Genomic DNA, 16,279 nt, shown 5'->3' on the forward strand with positions numbered 1-16,279 from the left:
AATTACACCGCAGAGGTTCACGCTGCGACATTGTGTGCAACCCGCTCAGAGGCGTGCGAGGAACTGGGCGAAGACCATGGTCCCCTCGGGCCACGGGCCATGGCCCGAATCTGCATTGATGTGACCGGATTCGCCCGCGTCGATCAGGAGCGAACCCCATGCATTCGCTATGTCGTCGGCGTGCTCGTAGGTGCCGAACGGGTCGTTTCGGCTGGCGATCGTGATCGACGGGAAGGGCAGCGGGTTGCGCGGATAGGGACCGAAGGTCATGAGATGCTTCGGACGGATCTCCGGGTTGGCGACATCCGGCGGTGCCACGAGGAAAGCGCCGGCGACCTTCTTGCTGATCTCGGGCACGGCATGAATGGCCGTCGGAACGCCGAGCGAATGGGCAACCAGCACGACAGGACGCGTCGAGGCGTTGACTTCCTCGACGATCCGCTTGACCCAGTCCTCGCGCACCGGCTTCGCCCACTCCGCCTGCTCGACGCGACGCGCGGTCGACAGCTTGGCCTCCCAACGGCTCTGCCAGTGGTCGGGTCCGGAATTGGTGTAGCCCGGGATGATCAGGATATCGGCGTCAGATGCTTTCATGCTGCCTTAATTGCGGTCGCGTGCGTCTGCCGTCAAGAGCCGCGTTGTGCTTTGCAGCAGTGAAACCGCGTGGCCCTTCATGTCAGGACAGTTGAGGAGGGGTGTTCCTGGCACCGGTCATGATGAAACAGGGGCTCGCGTCAGACGTCTTCTTGCCGCATAATCTGCCGGTTCGAACACCCTTGTCTGCGACGTCCTGCATCGGATTGGAACGGACGGGCGACGACAATGAACACCGGGAAGCCGCTTGTGGGCGGCGGGCCGAAAGCGGTTGAGCGCGCCCCCCGTTGGCGCCGACCGCAGGCGACCGGCAGGCGTGGCGCATGCCGGTCGCAAGTTTTGAGACGAGGATCAGCCGAAGACCCGCTTGAAGATCGTGTCGACGTGCTTGGTGTGGTAGCCAAGGTCGAATTTTTCGCGGATCTCTTCCTCGGAGAGGGCCGCGCGCACTTCCTCGTCCGCCAGCAGTTCCTCAAGGAAGTCGGCGCCCTTTTCCCAGACCTTCATGGCGTTGCGCTGGACCAGTCGATAGGCGTCCTCGCGGGAAACACCGGCCTGGGTGAGGGCCAGGAGAACCCGCTGGCTCATCACCAGGCCCTTGAACTTGTTCATGTTCTTCAACATGTTCTCAGGATAGATGACGAGCTTCTCGATAACGCCGGCAAGGCGGTTCAGCGCGAAGTCGAGGGTGATCGTGGTGTCCGGGCCGATGGCACGCTCGACGCTCGAATGGCTGATGTCGCGCTCGTGCCAGAGGGCCACGTTTTCCATGGCCGGAACGACTGACATGCGCACCAGCCGGGCGAGACCCGTCAGGTTCTCGGTGAGGACCGGGTTGCGCTTGTGCGGCATGGCGGACGAACCCTTCTGGCCCGGCGAGAAGAATTCTTCTGCCTCCAGAACTTCGGTGCGCTGCATGTGGCGGATCTCGATCGCGACGTTTTCGATCGAGGAGGCGATGACGCCGAGGGTGGCGAAGAACATGGCGTGACGGTCGCGCGGAATGACCTGGGTCGAAACCGGCTCCGGGACGAGGCCGAGCTTTTCGCAGACATGTTCCTCGACGCGCGGGTCGATATTGGCGAAGGTGCCGACGGCACCGGAGATCGCACCGGTCGCGATCTCGGCGCGGGCCGCGACGAGGCGGGCACGGTTGCGGGTCATCTCAGCATAGAAGCGGGCAAAGGTCAGGCCCATCGTCGTCGGCTCGGCGTGGATGCCGTGGCTGCGGCCGATGCGCACCGTATCCTTGTGCTCGAAGGCGCGCGTCTTGAGAGCCGCCAGAACACGGTCCATGTCGGCGATCAGGATGTCGGCGGCGCGGACCAGCTGGATGTTGAGCGTGGTGTCGAGCACGTCGGACGACGTCATGCCCTGATGGACGAAACGGCTGTCCGGTCCGATGAATTCGGCAAGGTGGGTGAGGAAGGCGATGACGTCATGCTTGGTGACGGCTTCGATCTCGTCGATGCGGGCCACGTCGAATTCGGCCGCGCCGCCTTTTTCCCAGATGGTGCGGGCGGATTCCTTCGGGATGACGCCGAGATCGGCAAGAGCGTCGCAGGCATGGGCCTCGATCTCGAACCAGATGCGGAACTTGGTTTCGGGAGACCAGATGGCGACCATTTCGGGCCGGGAATAACGCGGGATCATCGGCTTTCTTTCCTTGCGGCTGGAGTTGGCGTCGCTTTAGCAAAGACGACGGCTAATCTCAACGGCTGCGCCGCGCATGGAGGATGCTGACGGCAAGAAGTATGATCAGGCCGAAGGGCAGGTAGTGTCGGATGCCAAGCACCGCGAACTGATAGACGGCCGCTGCGGATGTGAAGACGAACTGGAACAGCCAGATCATCGTTCCGAACGGCTCGTGCCACTGGGAATAGAAAAGGCGATAATGAAGGGCGAAGATCAGGGCGGTAAAGCCGGCCGTGCTGATGCCGAGAAGCAGGAAGGCTGCCGCGAACCGGGTTTCCGCGGCCTGCCCGTGGCTGAAGAAGCGGACCAGCGGAAGAGCCGCGAGCCACCCGAGCACCGCGCCGACGAAGTATAGGGCCAAGACCAGGGCACGGTGGCTCTCGGGCAGTCGGTTCTCACCGTAGTGGGGCAGCAGGATCGATACCGCGATCGCAGCGCCCCAAAGGAGCGCGCCGAGGAGCCAGTCGCGCGTCGGCGGGCGCGATGCCGCCAGCCGGCTACGTAAGCCCGGGCGAATTGAGTGTGTCGGCCTTTTCTCGTCGGTCAAGGATGCACCGGTACGGCGATCCAGCGCCCGTTGTTGCCCTCGTAGCCGATGCTCAAAACGTTGACGAGGGCCATGTGCACGGTTTGGCCCGTCTCTGCCGCATAGGTGATGACACCGCCCAGCCGATAACCAACGACGCATTGGCGGCTCTCCGGAATCTCCGGGCCGTCGGTGTAAACAAGATCGTCTGCCGGTTTCCCGGCCTTAACTTTGAAGCGCAGACGAAAGGCCTTCAGCGTATCGACCATGTCCACGCAGTATCGGGTCGGCGGCGCGAAGAATTCCTCGATCGTCAGGGTGTAGGGTTCGCCGAAGGAAGGATCTGCCGGATGCTCGAAGTATTTGAGCTCATCATTCGACGGCCCGAGTTCGCTGATCGGATTGAAGGCGACGACCTCGCCGGGGTGATCGAGCAGATTGTTCTCTTCGATCAAGGGGGCGGCTTTCTCGAGCGCCAGCTTGCGGACCTTCGCAAGGCTGTCCGTATCCCGCTCCACGCCGACGCGGATAGGGGTACCCGGCAGGAACTTGTCCTTGACCGTGTCGATCACGAAGATGTTCGAATAGGCGAGACCGGAGCTGTCGCTGATGCCGAATTCCTCGAAGGCGTAGACGCTTCCGTCCTTCGAAAAGCCGAGCGACCGGAATTCGGAAAACTCGGCCGCCATGGCCGGCAGGGCGACGAGCATCGTCGCCAGTCCCACCGACCATGTCCGGCAATCAATCAACGGCGTCCCTCTTCTGCGGCCTTGCGCAGAGTTTCGACGGTCTTGCGGTAGTCGTCAACGCCTTCGCCCTTGTAGACGGCGGAGCCGGCAACCAGGACGTTGGCGCCTGCCGCGGTCACGAGCGGGGCCGTCTCGGCCGTCACGCCGCCGTCCACTTCCAGATCGATCGGCCGGTTGCCGATCAGCATGTTGGCCTGGGCAAGCTTGGCGGTGGCGGCGGGGATGAATTTCTGACCGCCGAAGCCGGGGTTGACGCTCATGATGAGGATCAGGTCGAGATCGTCGAGGACGTGTTCGAGAACTGAAACCGGGGTTGCGGGATTGAGCGAGACACCGGCCTTCTTGCCGAGCGAGCGGATCTTCTGCAGCGAGCGGTGCAGGTGGGGACCTGCCTCGGCATGGACGGTGATCACGTCGCAACCGGCATCGGCGAAGGCCTCGAGATAGGGATCGGCCGGCGAGATCATCAGATGGCAGTCGAACACGGCCTTGGTGTAGGGACGCAGGGCCTTGATGACGGCAGGTCCGTAGGAAATGTTCGGGACGAAATGGCCGTCCATGACATCGAGATGGATCCAGTCGGCGCCGGCTTCGACGACGTCTGCCACTTCCTGGCCGAGTTTGGCGAAATTGGCGGCGAGGATGGAAGGGGCGATGAAAAGGGGACGGTTCATGGCGGAGGCTCCGGATTACCAGCGGTTTGTGGCGCGTTCTGGCCTGCCCATAGCACCGCAACTCGATCCCGGGCAACACTGCGAAGGTCTGCAACGGATCGGTGTCGCCTTGACCGCCGGTTTATCCTTGGCCACTTCTTGACGCGGATGACATGGGAGGACGGCAATGGGACGGCATGCAATCATCACCGGCGGGAGCAGCGGCATCGGCCGGCATCTCGTCACGGCCTTCGTCGCGGCGGGATATGACGTGGCCTTCACGCATTTCCGTGAGGAGGCCGGTGCAGCCGAGACTATCGCCGAGGCTGCGGCCGCGGGCGGCCGGGCACGGGCCTTCGATTCTGACGTCGGGGAGGAAGCCGCCGTCGCGCGGCTGATGGACGAGGCTGCCGAATGGTTCGGCGATGCGCCCGACGTGCTGGTGAACAATGCCGGCATCCAGACCTGGTCGCCTCTGCTCGAATTGACGCAAGCCCGCTGGGATGCCGTCCTGCGGACCAATCTGACCGGCTGCTTCCTCAATACGCGGGAAGCCGCCAAGCGCATGGTTTCCGCCGGCAAGAGGGGCGCGATCGTCAATATCGGCTCCGGCTGCAACAAGCTGGCGTTTCCGGGACTGGTCGACTACACGGCCTCGAAGGGTGGCGTCGAGCAGTTCACCAAGGTGGCGGCGGTGGAACTTGGGCCGCACGGTATCCGCGTCAACTGTGTCGCTCCCGGGGCGATCGAAACCGAACGCACGAAGGCCGAGGCGCCGGACTACGCCGAAACCTGGGGCCGGGTCACGCCGCTTCGGCGGGTGGGTACGCCTGCCGACATTGCCGGGCCGGTGCTTTTCCTTGCGGGCGCGAATGCTGGATTTGTCACCGGCCAGACCATCTGGGTCGACGGAGGCGTCTTCACCCAGGCCTTCTGGCCATACCAATCCTGACCGGGATCACTGGCCAGCAGGCGGCACCGGCACGAAACGTCCGTCGCGCCATTCGGCGAGGCGATAGGGATTGTCCGAGAGTTCGTGGCCTTCGTTGAAGGAAACCGGTCCGATTGCGGTTGCAAAACGCGCATCGGCCAAAGCCTCGGCCAGCGGGATCTTGAGCGCGCCGGATGCACCGAGAGCCTCGGCAAAGACGGTGACCGCCGCATAGCCGGGCAGCACATAGCCTTCGGCTTGTATTCCGGCCGCCTTCAGCTCGGCCACGGCCGCCGTCGCATCGGGCTCGGCTGTCCCGTCCGGCAGGATGACGGCGAGCGTGCCGTCCGCAAGCGGCACCGGCATGTCGGCGGCGTTCATCGCTTCGCCACCGATCACCGTCAACGGGATCCCTTCGGCGGTTGCGTCCCGGGCGATGACGGCCACGTCGTTGCGGTCCCCACCGACGAAGACGTGGGTGGCGCCGGCCTTCTGCAGGCGGCGCACGAGGGAAAGCTGCTGCTCCTGGCCGGGGCGGAAGGTGTCGGTGAAAGCGGGTTTCAGGCCATGGGTCTCGATATTGCCACGGATCGCCTCGGCGAGTTCACGGCCGTGGATGGTGCCGTCGTCGATCAGGGCGAGAGCGACGTCCGGCCAGTCGCGAAGGATGACCTCTGCCAGCCGCTCGGCCTCGTCTTCCGTGGATGGCGCCATACGGAAGAGCGGCCAGCCGTTCTTCAGGGCATCCTCCATGATGCCCTTCCAACGCACGGAGAGGGTGATGGCGGGAATGCCTGGCTCCTTGAGCGGTGCGAGCGCGCCGTCGAGCGATTCGGAGCAGAGGAAACCGATCGCAGCCTTTGCGCCCGACTCGAGGATCTGATTGGCAATCGTCTGGCCGCTGCCGGGTTCGCAGGTCTCGTCGATCGGCACGATCTCAACGCCTGACTTTCCGGCGGCAAGCGTCGCCCCGTCGCGCATCTGCTTGCCAAGGGCGGCAAACGGCCCCGATTGCGGGGCGACCAGCGCGACCTTCGGCATGTCGGCCAAGGCAGGAAGCGCGAGGCCCAGGCCAAGCAGTGCGGAGAGCAGCAGGGGACGACGCATCGCGGCGGTTTCTTCCATTCCTCAAATCGGTTAGGCCATCCTAGCCGCAGGCGGATCGATCCGGCAACGTCATTCGATGTCGTCGGGCGTGGCGAAATTTGAGCCGCGTTGTGGAAAACGTAAACCTTGAAGGCCATATTGGTGCGCAATGCGCCAACTGGGCGGGTCTCGCCCCGGAGAAGAGAGTGTTGAATTCGCAGCAGATGGACCCCGTCGTCTACCGGGAAGCGATGAGCCGCTATGCCGGCCACGTACAGGTCGTGACGACCGAGTACGAAGGCGTCAGACGGGGGGTGACGATTACCGCAGCCTGCTCCGTTTCCGACCGTCCGCCGAGCCTGCTCGTCTGCCTCAACAACAACAACGCGAACAATTCGGTCTTTTTCGAAAGCGGGTTCTTCGCCCTCAATACGCTCGGGGCGCATCACCAGGCGCTCGCCAACGCCTTTGCCGGATTCGGCGGTCTTCCTGTCGAGGATCGCTTCGCGCTCGGGGAATGGCAGACGCTCTCGACCGGCGCGCCGGTTCTTTCCGATGCGATCGTGTCGTTCGATTGCAGGGTCACTGACCGGAAGGTGACGGCCACGCACACAGTCCTTTTCGGCGAGGTCAAGGCCGTGCATTTCGGCCGGCAGGAGGCTTCGCTCATCTATCTGGACCGCGGCTACCGCACCCTGTAAGCTCCTCTCCAATAAAGGGGAGGAACAATGGCGGAAACGTCAAGAACCGGTTTGCCGGCATCGATCGATGCCGTCATCGAGCTTCTCGCTCGTCACGACTATCTGGCCGGGCGGCCATTGGCGACTGTGCTTTTCCTGGCGCTTCGCATGCAGCGCCCACTCTTCCTCGAGGGCGAGGCGGGCGTCGGCAAGACCGAGGTCGCCAAGGTGCTGGCAGCGGCGCTCGACCGGCCGCTGATACGCCTGCAGTGCTACGAAGGGCTCGATGTCGCGTCCGCCGTCTACGAGTGGAACTATCCGGCGCAGATGCTGGAAATCCGCCTCGCCGAAGCGACAGGCATCTCCGACCGCGACAGGCTGGAGCACGATCTCTTTTCCGAGAAGCACCTGATCCGACGGCCCGTCCTTCAGGCCCTGCAGTCGACGCCGGGCCGAGCGCCGGTGTTCCTCATCGACGAACTCGACCGCACCGACGAGGCCTTCGAGGCCTTCCTGCTCGAGGTGCTGTCCGACTTCCAGGTGACCATCCCCGAATTTGGTACAGTGAAGGCCGCCGAGCCGCCGATCGTCATCGTCACCAGCAACCGCACCCGCGAGGTGCATGACGCCTTGAAGCGCCGCTGTCTCTACCACTGGGTCGACTATCCGAAGGCAGCGGAAGAGCTTGCCATCATCCGGAAGAAGGTGCCGGGCTGCAACGAACAGCTGTCGCGCCAGATCGTTGCCTATGTGCAGAAGATCAGGACTATCGATCTCTTCAAGAACCCCGGTATCGCAGAGACCATCGACTGGGCGACCGCTTTGACCGAGCTCGACCGGCTGGCACTCGATCCCGAGACGATCGCCGACACGCTCGGCACCCTCTTGAAATACCAGGAGGACATTGCGCGGATCCAGGGTGGCGAGGGCCACAAGGTGCTCGCCGAGGTCAAGGCCGAACTGCTGGCGGCGGGCTAGGCCATGCAGACGCCCGGGACCGGGGAAGGCATTGTCGTCGTGACGCCGCCGATCGGTGACGGAAGGCTTGCCGACAACATCGTCTATTTCGGCCGCGTGCTTCGCAAGGCGGGGCTCAAGCCGGGGCCGGGGGCCGTGGCCGATGCGATTTCCGCCGTCAGTGTCATCGGGATCGGATCGCGCGAGGAATTCCACGCGGCCCTCTCGGCGATCTTCGTCAAGCGCCACGAGGACCAGCCGGTTTTCGACGAGGCATTCCGACTGTTCTGGCGATCACGCGACCTCGTCGAGAAGATGATCGCGATGATGTCGCCGGTCGCGCTCGACAGCAGCGAGCGCGAAAAGGCGAAGGCCGGAGCTTCCAGGGTCAGCGATGCGCTGTTCGCCGCCCGTGATCGCAGCAGCCGCGAACGCGACGAGCCCGACATCGAGATCGATGCGCGGATGACGGTGTCCGGCAGCGAGGTTCTGCGCCGCACCGATTTTGCACAGATGACGGCCGACGAGTTGTCGGAGGCCCGCCGGCAGATCGAACGCATGGCGATGCCGGTCGACGACATTGCGACCCGCCGGCACCGTCCGGCGCCGCGCTCACGCCATGTCGATGCGCGTGCAATGATGCGCGCTGCGATGCGCACCGGTGGCGATCTCATCCTGCCGAGATACCGCGAACGCCGCCGCCGTCCGCCGCCGGTTGTCGTGCTCGCCGACATTTCCGGATCGATGAGCCAGTACACGCGCATCTTCCTGCATTTCCTGCACGTGCTGACCGAGCGCCGGCGACAGGTGCACACGTTTCTCTTCGGGACCCGGCTCACCAACGTGACACGGCAGATGCGCAATCGCGATCCGGACGAGGCGATCGATCAATGCACGGGGGTCGTCCGCGACTGGTCCGGCGGGACGCGGATCGGCGAGACGTTCCGGGAGTTCAACCATAAATGGGCTCGGCGCGTACTCGGGCAGGGAGCGATCGTCTTGCTGATCACGGACGGACTGGAACGCGAGGGCACGGAGCTGCTTGCGGCCGAGACGGACCGCCTGCACCGCTCCTGCCGCCGGCTGATCTGGCTCAATCCGCTCCTGCGTTTCGAGGGGTTCGAGGCGCGGGCGCGCGGCGTACGGGCAATCCTGCCGCATGTCGACGAGCTGAGACCGGTGCACAATCTGAATTCGCTCGCGGATCTGGTCGCGGCATTGTCCGGCACGGCCGACGACGGCGGCGATCGGCGGCGCCTGATCAACGATCTCAGGAGGTATCAGTGACAATCGACACGCAGGTCAGGGATCCGCTTTTCATTGCCGAGGACTGGGTGGGGCAGGGGCGGGACGTCGCCATTGCGACGGTCGTCGAAACCTGGGGCTCGGCGCCCCGCCCGGTGGGCAGCCATCTGGTGATCGACGCAGAGGGCAATTTCGAGGGCTCGGTGTCGGGTGGTTGCGTCGAGGGCGCCGTGATCACCGAGGCACTCGACGTATTGCAGTCAGGTCAGGCGAAGATGCTGGAATTCGGCGTTGCCGACGAGACGGCATGGCGGGTCGGCCTGTCATGCGGCGGCAGGATCCGCGTCTATGTCGAAAGGCTCGGCTGATGGATTTTGACAATCTCAAGCGTCTGAACGAGGCGCGGCTCGCACGGAAAGCGGCGGTCCTGGTCACGGATCTTGCCGAGGGCGGAGACCGGCTCGTGGTCGAGGGGGAGACTGTGCCGGGGCCGCTCGGCGAGGAAATTGTGGAGCGTTTCCGCTCCGGCAAGTCCGGCTCCGTCGAGATTGAGGGGCGGTCGGTCTTTCTCAACGTGCACCTGCCGCCGCCGCGGATCGTCGTGATCGGGGCGGTGCATATCAGCCAGGCGCTCTATCCGATGGCTGCGATCGCCGGATATGACATGACCATCATCGATCCGCGCACGGCCTTTGCCACCCCCGAGCGTTTCGAAGGGGTCGATCTCGTGGCAGACTGGCCGGAGGACGTGCTTTCAAGCCGTCCGCTCGACCGCTACTCGGCGCTGGTCGCCGTCACGCACGATCCCAAGATCGATGATTTCCCGATTGCAGCGGCTCTACGGGCCGGCTGCTTCTATGTCGGGGCACTGGGCAGCCGCAAGACCCACGCGAAACGGGTCGAGCGGCTGAAGGCGGAGGGGTTCTCCGACGCGGAAATCGGGCGGATTTCTGCTCCCGTCGGCATCGATATCGGGGCGGCGACACCGGCCGAAATCGCGGTCGCGGTGCTCGCCGACGTCATCCAGGCCTTCCGCCGGCGTTCGCTCGACGGCGCGGGGAGTGCTGCCGCATGATCTTCGGCGAGTTTTCCGTAGCCGATGCCGAAGGCCTCATCCTTGCCCATGCGGTGAAGCTGCCGTCGGGCAAGCTGGCCAAGGGCCATGTGCTGCAGGAAGTCGACCTCGCGCTCCTGTCAGCGGCCGGCATCGCCAGCGTGATCGCCTGCCGGATGGAGGATGACGATCTCGGTGAAGACGCCGCGGCGGACCGTTGCGCGTCCGCGATCCATCCGGCGCATCTGCGTCTCTCGCCGGCCTCGACCGGACGGGTGAATTTCTACGCGACCTGCAACGGGCTCTTCGTCGCCGACCGGTCGCTCGTCGATCGCTTCAATCGCGTCGATCCCTCGATCACGCTGGCCACGCTTGCCGACCACAGCGACGTGCGCGACGGCGACCTTGTCGCGACCGCGAAGATCATTCCGCTCGCAGCACGGCGCGACAGTGTCGAGACGGCGCGGCAGATCCTTTGCGAGGGCGACGCCTTTGCGCTGAAACCGTATCGGCCGCATGCCGTCCACCTGATCGCCACCGAACTGCCGTCGCTGAAGGTTTCGGTTATGGACAAGACGGCGCGTGTGCTGGAACACCGGCTTGCGCCATCGGGAAGCCGGCTCGTCCACGAGCAGCGGGTGGCGCATCGGGCGGATGCGGTCGCCTCCGCCATCGAGGCGGCGCTTGGACGGCGTTGCGCCGAGCCGTCGATGATCATCGTGTTCGGGGCATCGGCGATGTGCGATGCGGTCGACGTCATCCCCGAATCAATCCGGATGGCCGGGGGCGTGGTCGATCAGGTGGGGCTCCCGGTCGATCCGGGGAACCTGTTGGTGCTCGGTCATGCCGCCGACGTGCCGGTCATCGGTGCGCCGGGTTGCGCGCGCTCGCCCAAGGAAAACGGATTCGACTGGGTGCTGAACCGATTGCTGGCGGGCGAGTTCCCAGCGAGCCATGAATTGACCGGACTTGGCGTAGGGGGATTGCTGATGGAAATCCCGAGCCGGCCGCTGCCGCGCGAACTTGTCGGGTCCGAACCGCATCCGACCCGGGTCGCTGTTGTCCTGCTTGCCGCCGGACGGGCGAGCCGGATGGGTGACGACGGGCGCCACAAGCTTCTCTCCGAATTCGACGGGGAGCCGCTGGTGCGCCGCTCGGCCCGGATCGCGCGAGAGGCCGAGGCAGGCCCGGTTTTCGTGGTCACCGGACACCGTGCCACCGAAATCTCCGCCTGTCTTGAGGGGCTGGACGTCACTTGCATCGACAATCCGGACTATGCGAGCGGCATGGCAAGCTCGCTGAAGGCCGGCGTCAGTGCCGCCAATGCCGGCGGAGCCGATGGCGTGCTCGTCATGCTCGCGGACATGCCGGGCGTATCGGCTCACGATCTCGACGCCCTGGTTTCGGCCTTCCAGGCGTCCGGCGGCCGCGCGATCGTGCGTGCCGTGGCCGACGGTCAAAGGGGCAATCCCGTGATCCTACCGCGTTCGACCTTCGAGGCGGTGAAGACGCTGGAAGGCGACATTGGTGCGCGACCGATCATCGAGACGGCCGGCCTTCCGGTCATCGACATCGAGATCGGCGCCGCTGCGCGTCTCGACGTGGATACGCCGGAGGCGATTGTCGCGGCCGGGGGCGTCTTGAAGGGATAGAGGATGGACAACGTCGAAATCGAGGATCTTTTTGCCTCGCTAGGGCCGGTCACGGTGAAGCGGATGTTCGGCGGCAAGGGCATCTACTGCCAGGGCGTCATCTTTGCGCTTTATCTGTTCGACGAAATCATGCTGAAGGTAGATGAAGAGACCGCACCGCTCTTCTCGGCTGCCGGCGCGCGCCAGTGGGTCTATCAACGCGAGGGCAAGAGCCCCGTCGCTATGCCCTACTGGTCGACGCCCGAAGATGCGCTGGATGATCCCGACGAGATGGCGAAATGGGCGCGGCTTGCCTTCGAGGCGGGCCTCAGGGTCGAGGCCGGCAAGGTCAAGCCGCAGCGATCGCGGATGTCAGCGAAGAAACGGAAGGATGGCGTGGGTAAAGGCTGAGAGGGGTGTCGGCAGGGCGTCGAGATCGAACCAGCCGATTTCCGCAAGCTTGTCCGGCTCGGTCAGTTGCGGTTCGCCTTTGACGTCATCGGTCTTGTAGAGCAGGGAGACCCAGTGCTGGCGGTCGGCGTCGATGATCTGCTCGGAAGCCATGACGAAGGAGAGCCTGCCGATCGTCAGTCCGGTTTCTTCTTCCGCCTCACGGCGCGCTGCCGTCTCGGCGGGTTCGAGATGATCGACCTTGCCGCCGACAATGTTCCAGAATCCGGCTTCCGGTGCCTTGAGGCGACGGCAGAGCAGAAGCTTGCCGTCGCGCAGTATTGCCAGCCCGACGCCGACACCGGGAAAATCGATGCCGGGCTTACCCATTCAGGATTTCGCGGCGGCTGCTACGATCAGCATGAAGGCCGGAATTTCGTCGCCGAAGCCGACCGGGGTCGGGCCGTCGTCGTGATCGCGATAGTGGTTGCGGCGACGCTCGCGCTGGTCGTCGTTGGCAGGGTTCGGCCTGGTGTTGCGGTTGGCCTGGCTGGGCCGCCTGTCTGCCTTGCGCTCGCTGGTCACTGTTTCGGTCCTTGCCACTTCCACAACACTCTCTTCGACGTCCCGAGCCTTGCTATGCTCGGTCTTTGTTTCAGACTTCTGACCGCCGCGGCGTTCGCGTCCCTTGTCCTTGTCGCGCGAGCCGCGCTTGCTGCGACCTTCGTCATGGCTTTCGGCCATGGCGGGAAGCGTCGAAAGGTCGCCGTCGAGCCATTCGATCTGCTGACCGATCAGCTTCTCGATCGCGTCGAGATATTTGGTATCGGCGCGCGACACAAGCGTAAAGGCGGCGCCGGAGCGACCGGCGCGACCGGTACGACCGATGCGGTGGACATAGTCTTCCGCATGGATCGGAATGTCGAAGTTGAAAACGTGGCTGACGTCGGGAATGTCGAGGCCGCGTGCGGCGACGTCGGAGGCGACGAGCAGCGTGATCTGGTTGTCCTTGAAGCCCGCCAGCATGTTGGTGCGCGAACGCTGGTCCATGTCACCGTGAAGCGCACCGACCGAAAATCCATGACGCTCCAACGAACGGAACAGGTCCGCGACATCCTTCTTGCGGTTGCAGAAGATGATGCCGTTCTTCAGGTCGTCCTGGGCGCGGATCAGGTCGCGCAGGCGCGAACGCTTCTCGTAGTCCTTGTTGTGGACGGCGACGATGCGCTGCGTGACCGTCTTCGCGGTCGAGGACGGTGGTGCGACTTCGATGCGTTCGGGGTTCTGCAGGAAGCGATCGGCGAGCTTCTGGATCTCGGGCGGCATGGTCGCCGAGAAGAACAGCGTCTGCCGGGTGAACGGGATCATCTTGGCGATGCGCTCGATGTCCGGGATGAAACCCATGTCCAGCATGCGGTCGGCTTCGTCGATGACGAGGATCTCGACGCCGGTCATCAGCAGCTTGCCGCGTTCGCAATGGTCGAGCAGGCGGCCGGGCGTGCAGATCAGCACGTCGGCGCCACGCTCGAGCTTGCGGTTCTGTTCCTCGAAGGAAACGCCACCGATCAGGAGGGCTACGTTCAGCTTGTGGTTCTTGCCATATTTTTCGAAATTCTCGGCAACCTGCGCGGCGAGTTCGCGCGTCGGCTCAAGGATCAGGGTGCGCGGCATGCGCGCCCGGGCCCGGCCATTTTCAAGAAGCGTCAGCATCGGCAGCACGAAGGATGCCGTCTTGCCCGTTCCGGTCTGGGCTATGCCGCAAATGTCGCGACGCTGCAGGGCCGGCGGGATGGCGCCGGCCTGGATCGGCGTGGGCGTGGTGTAGCCGGCGTCGGTGACGGCTGAAAGTACTTTTTGGCTCAGGCCAAGGTCAGCAAATGTGGTCAAAGGGGAATCTGTTTCCGTTCCGGTTCTTGCGAACACTGTTGAATCGCCCTGAACGCGGGCGCTAACGTCAGCGCGGGATAGTGCCAAAAAGCTTGAAAGTCAAGGAAACCCCGGCATTTGCAGTAATAAAGGGTGAATAGACGCATCAATTGCCGCGGTGGGTGGCAATAACCGCAAGTCCGGCTGCCGCAAGGACCGTTCCGGCACCGCGGTTGACGGTTTTGATAACCCGCGGGGTGCGCAACAGACGCCGCGCCCTCCCGGCCAGCCAGACATGGGTGCCGATGACGATTGCCTCGACGGCGACGATCACTGCGGCGAGGGCGAGATAGGCCTCGTGGCCGAAGTCGGTTCCGACGAAGTTCGGCAGGAGAGCCAGATAGAAGAGGGGCATCTTGGGATTGCCGAGATTGAGGGCGACGGCCGTCAGGCAGACGGTCACGAGGTCGCCGGAACGTTCGCGCGATGTCGTTTCGGGGATGACCGGCACGGCAATCCAGAGCCTTATGCCCATGTAGATCAGATAGGCCGCCCCGCCGTAGCGCAGCACGCTCATGAGGAAGCCCATCTCCTCGGCGAGGATCGACAGGCCGAAAGCCGCAAGGGCGAGATAGATCAGGATGCCGATCACCGTTCCCGTGCCATAGGCTACGCCGGACGCTGCACCATGGGAAACCGTTCTCGCGATGATGGTCATGTTGTCGGGGCCGGGGCTGGCCGCGAAGACAAAGAATGCAAGGGCAAATCCCAGCAGAGCCTGCGGTTCCATGATTCCTCCGGCGTCGATCCGGATCGGAAGTCTAGGCTCGGAGCGGTTGCTGTCAATCGATCAGGCTGGTGAGTTTCATGCCGGCATTGAGGAAGTGCATGGGGTCGACCGCTTCGCCGTTGCGGCGGACCTCGTAGTGGATATGCGGCCCGGTCGAGCGGCCGGTGTTGCCGGAAAGGCCGATCAGGTCCCCGCTGGCGACCTCGTCTCCGACCTTCACAAGAATGCGCGACATGTGGCCGAAGCGGGTCGTGATGCCAAGCCCGTGGTCGATCTCGACCATGTTGCCATAGCCGCCGGCCGGCCCCGCCGCAATGACCTTGCCGGCGCCGGTGCTGCGGATCTCGCCCCCGACGGGAGAGCGGAAGTCGATGCCGGCATGCATGGCGAGCCCGCCGAAGAACGGATCGGGTCGGTTGCCGAAGCGGCTGGTGATGTCCTTGCCGGGAGCGGGATTTGCAAAGGGCAGGCGCTTGGCCGTGTCGCGCACGGTTTCGAGACGGCTCAGTGCCGCGTCCAGTTCGTTGAGCGATGCGTTGAAAGCTTCCGACGGCTGGGGCGCCATGTAAGGCCCGCCGATCGCGTCGCTGTCCTGAAGTGATATCTCGTCGTCGACCGCTACGCCGTTGCGGCGGAGAATACCCGAAATTTCGTCGGCGGTGGCACTGGCGCCGGTGGTCAGTCGCTGGATACGCTCGAGCTGATCCTGTTCGATGTCCTTCAGCGACAGGGTCATGTGGGAGAAAACCCGGTCGGCCCGATCGGCGACGGTGTCCTGCAACGGCACGTAGCCGAGCGCGGTGGTGCTGGATTGCGACGTGTCGGGCTTGCCGCCGAGCAGTTTCTCGATCGCCTGAACCCCGCCTGAAAGGCTTGCCTGGCGGTTGTCCGTGTTCGGCTTGACTGTAGGGAGGGGGCCGGAGGAAGGCAGTTCGCCGGCAGCCTCGGCGCGGTCGAGCAGCGCGCCCAGTCGGCCGTGGCGCGTCGTCAGCGCCATCTGCTGCTCGAGCAGCTTCTCGACCTTCTCCTCGACCACTTGCTGATCGAGCAGCTGACGGGAGGTGACGCGATCGACCTGGGCTCGGAGGGCCGCGATGCGATCCTCATATTCGTGCTGCATGCGAGCCTGACGGGCCATCGAGGCGCCAATCAGGTTGTCGCGAAAGACGAGATAGGTGGTCGCGCCGAGATAGCCGATCGCCATCATGCCGACAAAACACAGGGCAAGGCCGGCCATCCAGGGGCGGATTGTCATGTGGCGAATCTTGTCGCCGCTTGCCAGGATGACAACATGCTGTTGCCGACGCTTGCCAAAGACCTGGTTTGTTGACTTGCCCGCCACGGGTATCTCCATCACGCCTCCAGCCGAATCCGACTGAAACCTGACGCGATTACACGCGGTTAAGGTTAATATTCACTGAATTAGAGTGAA

At 64.2% G+C, this 16,279-nt stretch carries 18 protein-coding genes; 8 read left to right on the top strand and 10 right to left on the bottom strand.

What is annotated here, in order from left to right; all coding sequences use genetic code 11:
* Positions 1-45: 45 nt before the first annotated feature.
* The 5 genes from HHL25_RS04575 to rpe all read right to left on the bottom strand — a co-directional run bounded on the left by HHL25_RS04575 (position 46) and on the right by rpe (position 4,238).
* Positions 46-594 (bottom strand): RBBP9/YdeN family alpha/beta hydrolase, encoded by a 549-nt coding sequence (locus HHL25_RS04575; protein WP_169587703.1) that lies wholly within the window; start codon positions 592-594, stop codon positions 46-48.
* A 351-nt stretch (positions 595-945) separates the two neighbouring features.
* The gene (purB, locus tag HHL25_RS04580; protein WP_169587705.1) at positions 946-2,247 is read right to left on the bottom strand and encodes an adenylosuccinate lyase; all 1,302 of its coding nucleotides are present in this window, start codon (positions 2,245-2,247) and stop codon (positions 946-948) included.
* A 58-nt stretch (positions 2,248-2,305) separates the two neighbouring features.
* Positions 2,306-2,836, bottom strand: coding sequence for a hypothetical protein (locus tag HHL25_RS04585; RefSeq protein WP_205927707.1), 531 nt, complete (start codon positions 2,834-2,836; stop codon positions 2,306-2,308).
* A complete protein-coding gene (locus HHL25_RS04590; RefSeq protein WP_169587708.1) occupies positions 2,833-3,540 on the bottom strand; it encodes a DUF2259 domain-containing protein in 708 nt (235 codons plus the stop codon). Before HHL25_RS04590 ends, HHL25_RS04585 begins: the two co-directional genes overlap by 4 nt.
* Positions 3,541-3,560: 20 nt before the next feature.
* Positions 3,561-4,238, bottom strand: a complete 678-nt coding sequence (rpe, locus tag HHL25_RS04595) for a ribulose-phosphate 3-epimerase (RefSeq protein ID WP_169587710.1) — start codon at positions 4,236-4,238, stop codon at positions 3,561-3,563.
* 166 nt (positions 4,239-4,404) lie between these two features.
* On the opposite strand from rpe, the gene HHL25_RS04600 reads away from it, so the two are divergent.
* Positions 4,405-5,169 (top strand): SDR family NAD(P)-dependent oxidoreductase, encoded by a 765-nt coding sequence (locus HHL25_RS04600; RefSeq protein ID WP_169587712.1) that lies wholly within the window; start codon positions 4,405-4,407, stop codon positions 5,167-5,169.
* Positions 5,170-5,175: 6 nt separating this feature from the next.
* On the opposite strand, the gene HHL25_RS04605 is transcribed toward HHL25_RS04600, so the two are convergent.
* Entirely contained in the window at positions 5,176-6,273 is a 1,098-nt protein-coding gene (locus HHL25_RS04605; protein WP_246701682.1) for a branched-chain amino acid ABC transporter substrate-binding protein, read from the bottom strand.
* A gap of 212 nt (positions 6,274-6,485) precedes the next feature.
* On the opposite strand from HHL25_RS04605, the gene HHL25_RS04610 reads away from it, so the two are divergent.
* From HHL25_RS04610 to HHL25_RS04640, 7 genes are read left to right on the top strand one after another with little or no spacing between them, the layout of a single operon-like run.
* Positions 6,486-6,935 carry a flavin reductase gene (locus HHL25_RS04610; protein ID WP_169589565.1) on the top strand — a complete coding sequence of 150 codons (450 nt, stop codon included), beginning with the start codon at positions 6,486-6,488 and terminating at the stop codon, positions 6,933-6,935.
* 27 nt (positions 6,936-6,962) lie between these two features.
* Positions 6,963-7,892, top strand: a complete 930-nt coding sequence (locus tag HHL25_RS04615) for an AAA family ATPase (RefSeq protein WP_169587714.1) — start codon at positions 6,963-6,965, stop codon at positions 7,890-7,892.
* Between the two features lie 3 nt (positions 7,893-7,895).
* Positions 7,896-9,158 (top strand): vWA domain-containing protein, encoded by a 1,263-nt coding sequence (locus HHL25_RS04620; RefSeq protein WP_169587716.1) that lies wholly within the window; start codon positions 7,896-7,898, stop codon positions 9,156-9,158.
* Positions 9,155-9,484: an XdhC family protein gene (locus tag HHL25_RS04625; RefSeq protein WP_169587718.1), complete on the top strand. Its 330-nt coding sequence runs from the start codon at positions 9,155-9,157 to the stop codon at positions 9,482-9,484. The genes HHL25_RS04620 and HHL25_RS04625 overlap by 4 nt, the downstream gene beginning before the upstream one ends.
* Positions 9,484-10,191: an XdhC family protein gene (locus HHL25_RS04630; protein WP_169587720.1), complete on the top strand. Its 708-nt coding sequence runs from the start codon at positions 9,484-9,486 to the stop codon at positions 10,189-10,191. The genes HHL25_RS04625 and HHL25_RS04630 overlap by 1 nt, the downstream gene beginning before the upstream one ends.
* Positions 10,188-11,822, top strand: coding sequence for an NTP transferase domain-containing protein (locus HHL25_RS04635; protein ID WP_169587722.1), 1,635 nt, complete (start codon positions 10,188-10,190; stop codon positions 11,820-11,822). Before HHL25_RS04630 ends, HHL25_RS04635 begins: the two co-directional genes overlap by 4 nt.
* A 3-nt stretch (positions 11,823-11,825) precedes the next feature.
* On the top strand, positions 11,826-12,212 hold the full coding sequence (locus HHL25_RS04640; RefSeq protein WP_169587724.1) for a TfoX/Sxy family protein: 387 nt from the start codon (positions 11,826-11,828) through the stop codon (positions 12,210-12,212).
* On the opposite strand, the gene HHL25_RS04645 is transcribed toward HHL25_RS04640, so the two are convergent.
* From HHL25_RS04645 to HHL25_RS04660, 4 genes are all read right to left on the bottom strand, one after another.
* The gene (locus HHL25_RS04645; protein ID WP_169587726.1) at positions 12,174-12,581 is read right to left on the bottom strand and encodes an NUDIX domain-containing protein; all 408 of its coding nucleotides are present in this window, start codon (positions 12,579-12,581) and stop codon (positions 12,174-12,176) included. The genes HHL25_RS04640 and HHL25_RS04645 overlap by 39 nt on opposite strands.
* Positions 12,582-14,078 (bottom strand): DEAD/DEAH box helicase, encoded by a 1,497-nt coding sequence (locus tag HHL25_RS04650; protein WP_169587728.1) that lies wholly within the window; start codon positions 14,076-14,078, stop codon positions 12,582-12,584. It abuts the gene before it with no gap.
* A gap of 145 nt (positions 14,079-14,223) precedes the next feature.
* Positions 14,224-14,847, bottom strand: a complete 624-nt coding sequence (locus tag HHL25_RS04655; protein ID WP_169587730.1) for a LysE family translocator — start codon at positions 14,845-14,847, stop codon at positions 14,224-14,226.
* 52 nt (positions 14,848-14,899) lie between these two features.
* Entirely contained in the window at positions 14,900-16,201 is a 1,302-nt protein-coding gene (locus tag HHL25_RS04660) for a M23 family metallopeptidase (RefSeq protein WP_169587732.1), read from the bottom strand.
* Positions 16,202-16,279: the final 78 nt, after the last annotated feature.

It is taken from the genome of Rhizobium terricola, from assembly GCF_012927355.1.
Taxonomy (GTDB): Bacteria; Pseudomonadota; Alphaproteobacteria; order Rhizobiales; family Rhizobiaceae; genus Allorhizobium; species Allorhizobium terricola.

Coding starts and splice junctions, on each gene's coding strand:
- purB (WP_169587705.1), bottom strand. CDS start 2,247: ATGATCCCGCGTTATTCCCGGCCCGAAATGGTCGCCATCTGGTCTCCC.
- HHL25_RS04645 (WP_169587726.1), bottom strand. CDS start 12,581: ATGGGTAAGCCCGGCATCGATTTTCCCGGTGTCGGCGTCGGGCTGGCA.
- HHL25_RS04620 (WP_169587716.1), top strand. CDS start 7,896: ATGCAGACGCCCGGGACCGGGGAAGGCATTGTCGTCGTGACGCCGCCG.
- HHL25_RS04615 (WP_169587714.1), top strand. CDS start 6,963: ATGGCGGAAACGTCAAGAACCGGTTTGCCGGCATCGATCGATGCCGTC.
- HHL25_RS04655 (WP_169587730.1), bottom strand. CDS start 14,847: ATGGAACCGCAGGCTCTGCTGGGATTTGCCCTTGCATTCTTTGTCTTC.
- HHL25_RS04575 (WP_169587703.1), bottom strand. CDS start 594: ATGAAAGCATCTGACGCCGATATCCTGATCATCCCGGGCTACACCAAT.
- HHL25_RS04640 (WP_169587724.1), top strand. CDS start 11,826: ATGGACAACGTCGAAATCGAGGATCTTTTTGCCTCGCTAGGGCCGGTC.
- HHL25_RS04660 (WP_169587732.1), bottom strand. CDS start 16,201: ATGGAGATACCCGTGGCGGGCAAGTCAACAAACCAGGTCTTTGGCAAG.
- HHL25_RS04610 (WP_169589565.1), top strand. CDS start 6,486: ATGAGCCGCTATGCCGGCCACGTACAGGTCGTGACGACCGAGTACGAA.
- HHL25_RS04630 (WP_169587720.1), top strand. CDS start 9,484: ATGGATTTTGACAATCTCAAGCGTCTGAACGAGGCGCGGCTCGCACGG.
- HHL25_RS04605 (WP_246701682.1), bottom strand. CDS start 6,273: ATGGAAGAAACCGCCGCGATGCGTCGTCCCCTGCTGCTCTCCGCACTG.
- HHL25_RS04600 (WP_169587712.1), top strand. CDS start 4,405: ATGGGACGGCATGCAATCATCACCGGCGGGAGCAGCGGCATCGGCCGG.
- rpe (WP_169587710.1), bottom strand. CDS start 4,238: ATGAACCGTCCCCTTTTCATCGCCCCTTCCATCCTCGCCGCCAATTTC.
- HHL25_RS04635 (WP_169587722.1), top strand. CDS start 10,188: ATGATCTTCGGCGAGTTTTCCGTAGCCGATGCCGAAGGCCTCATCCTT.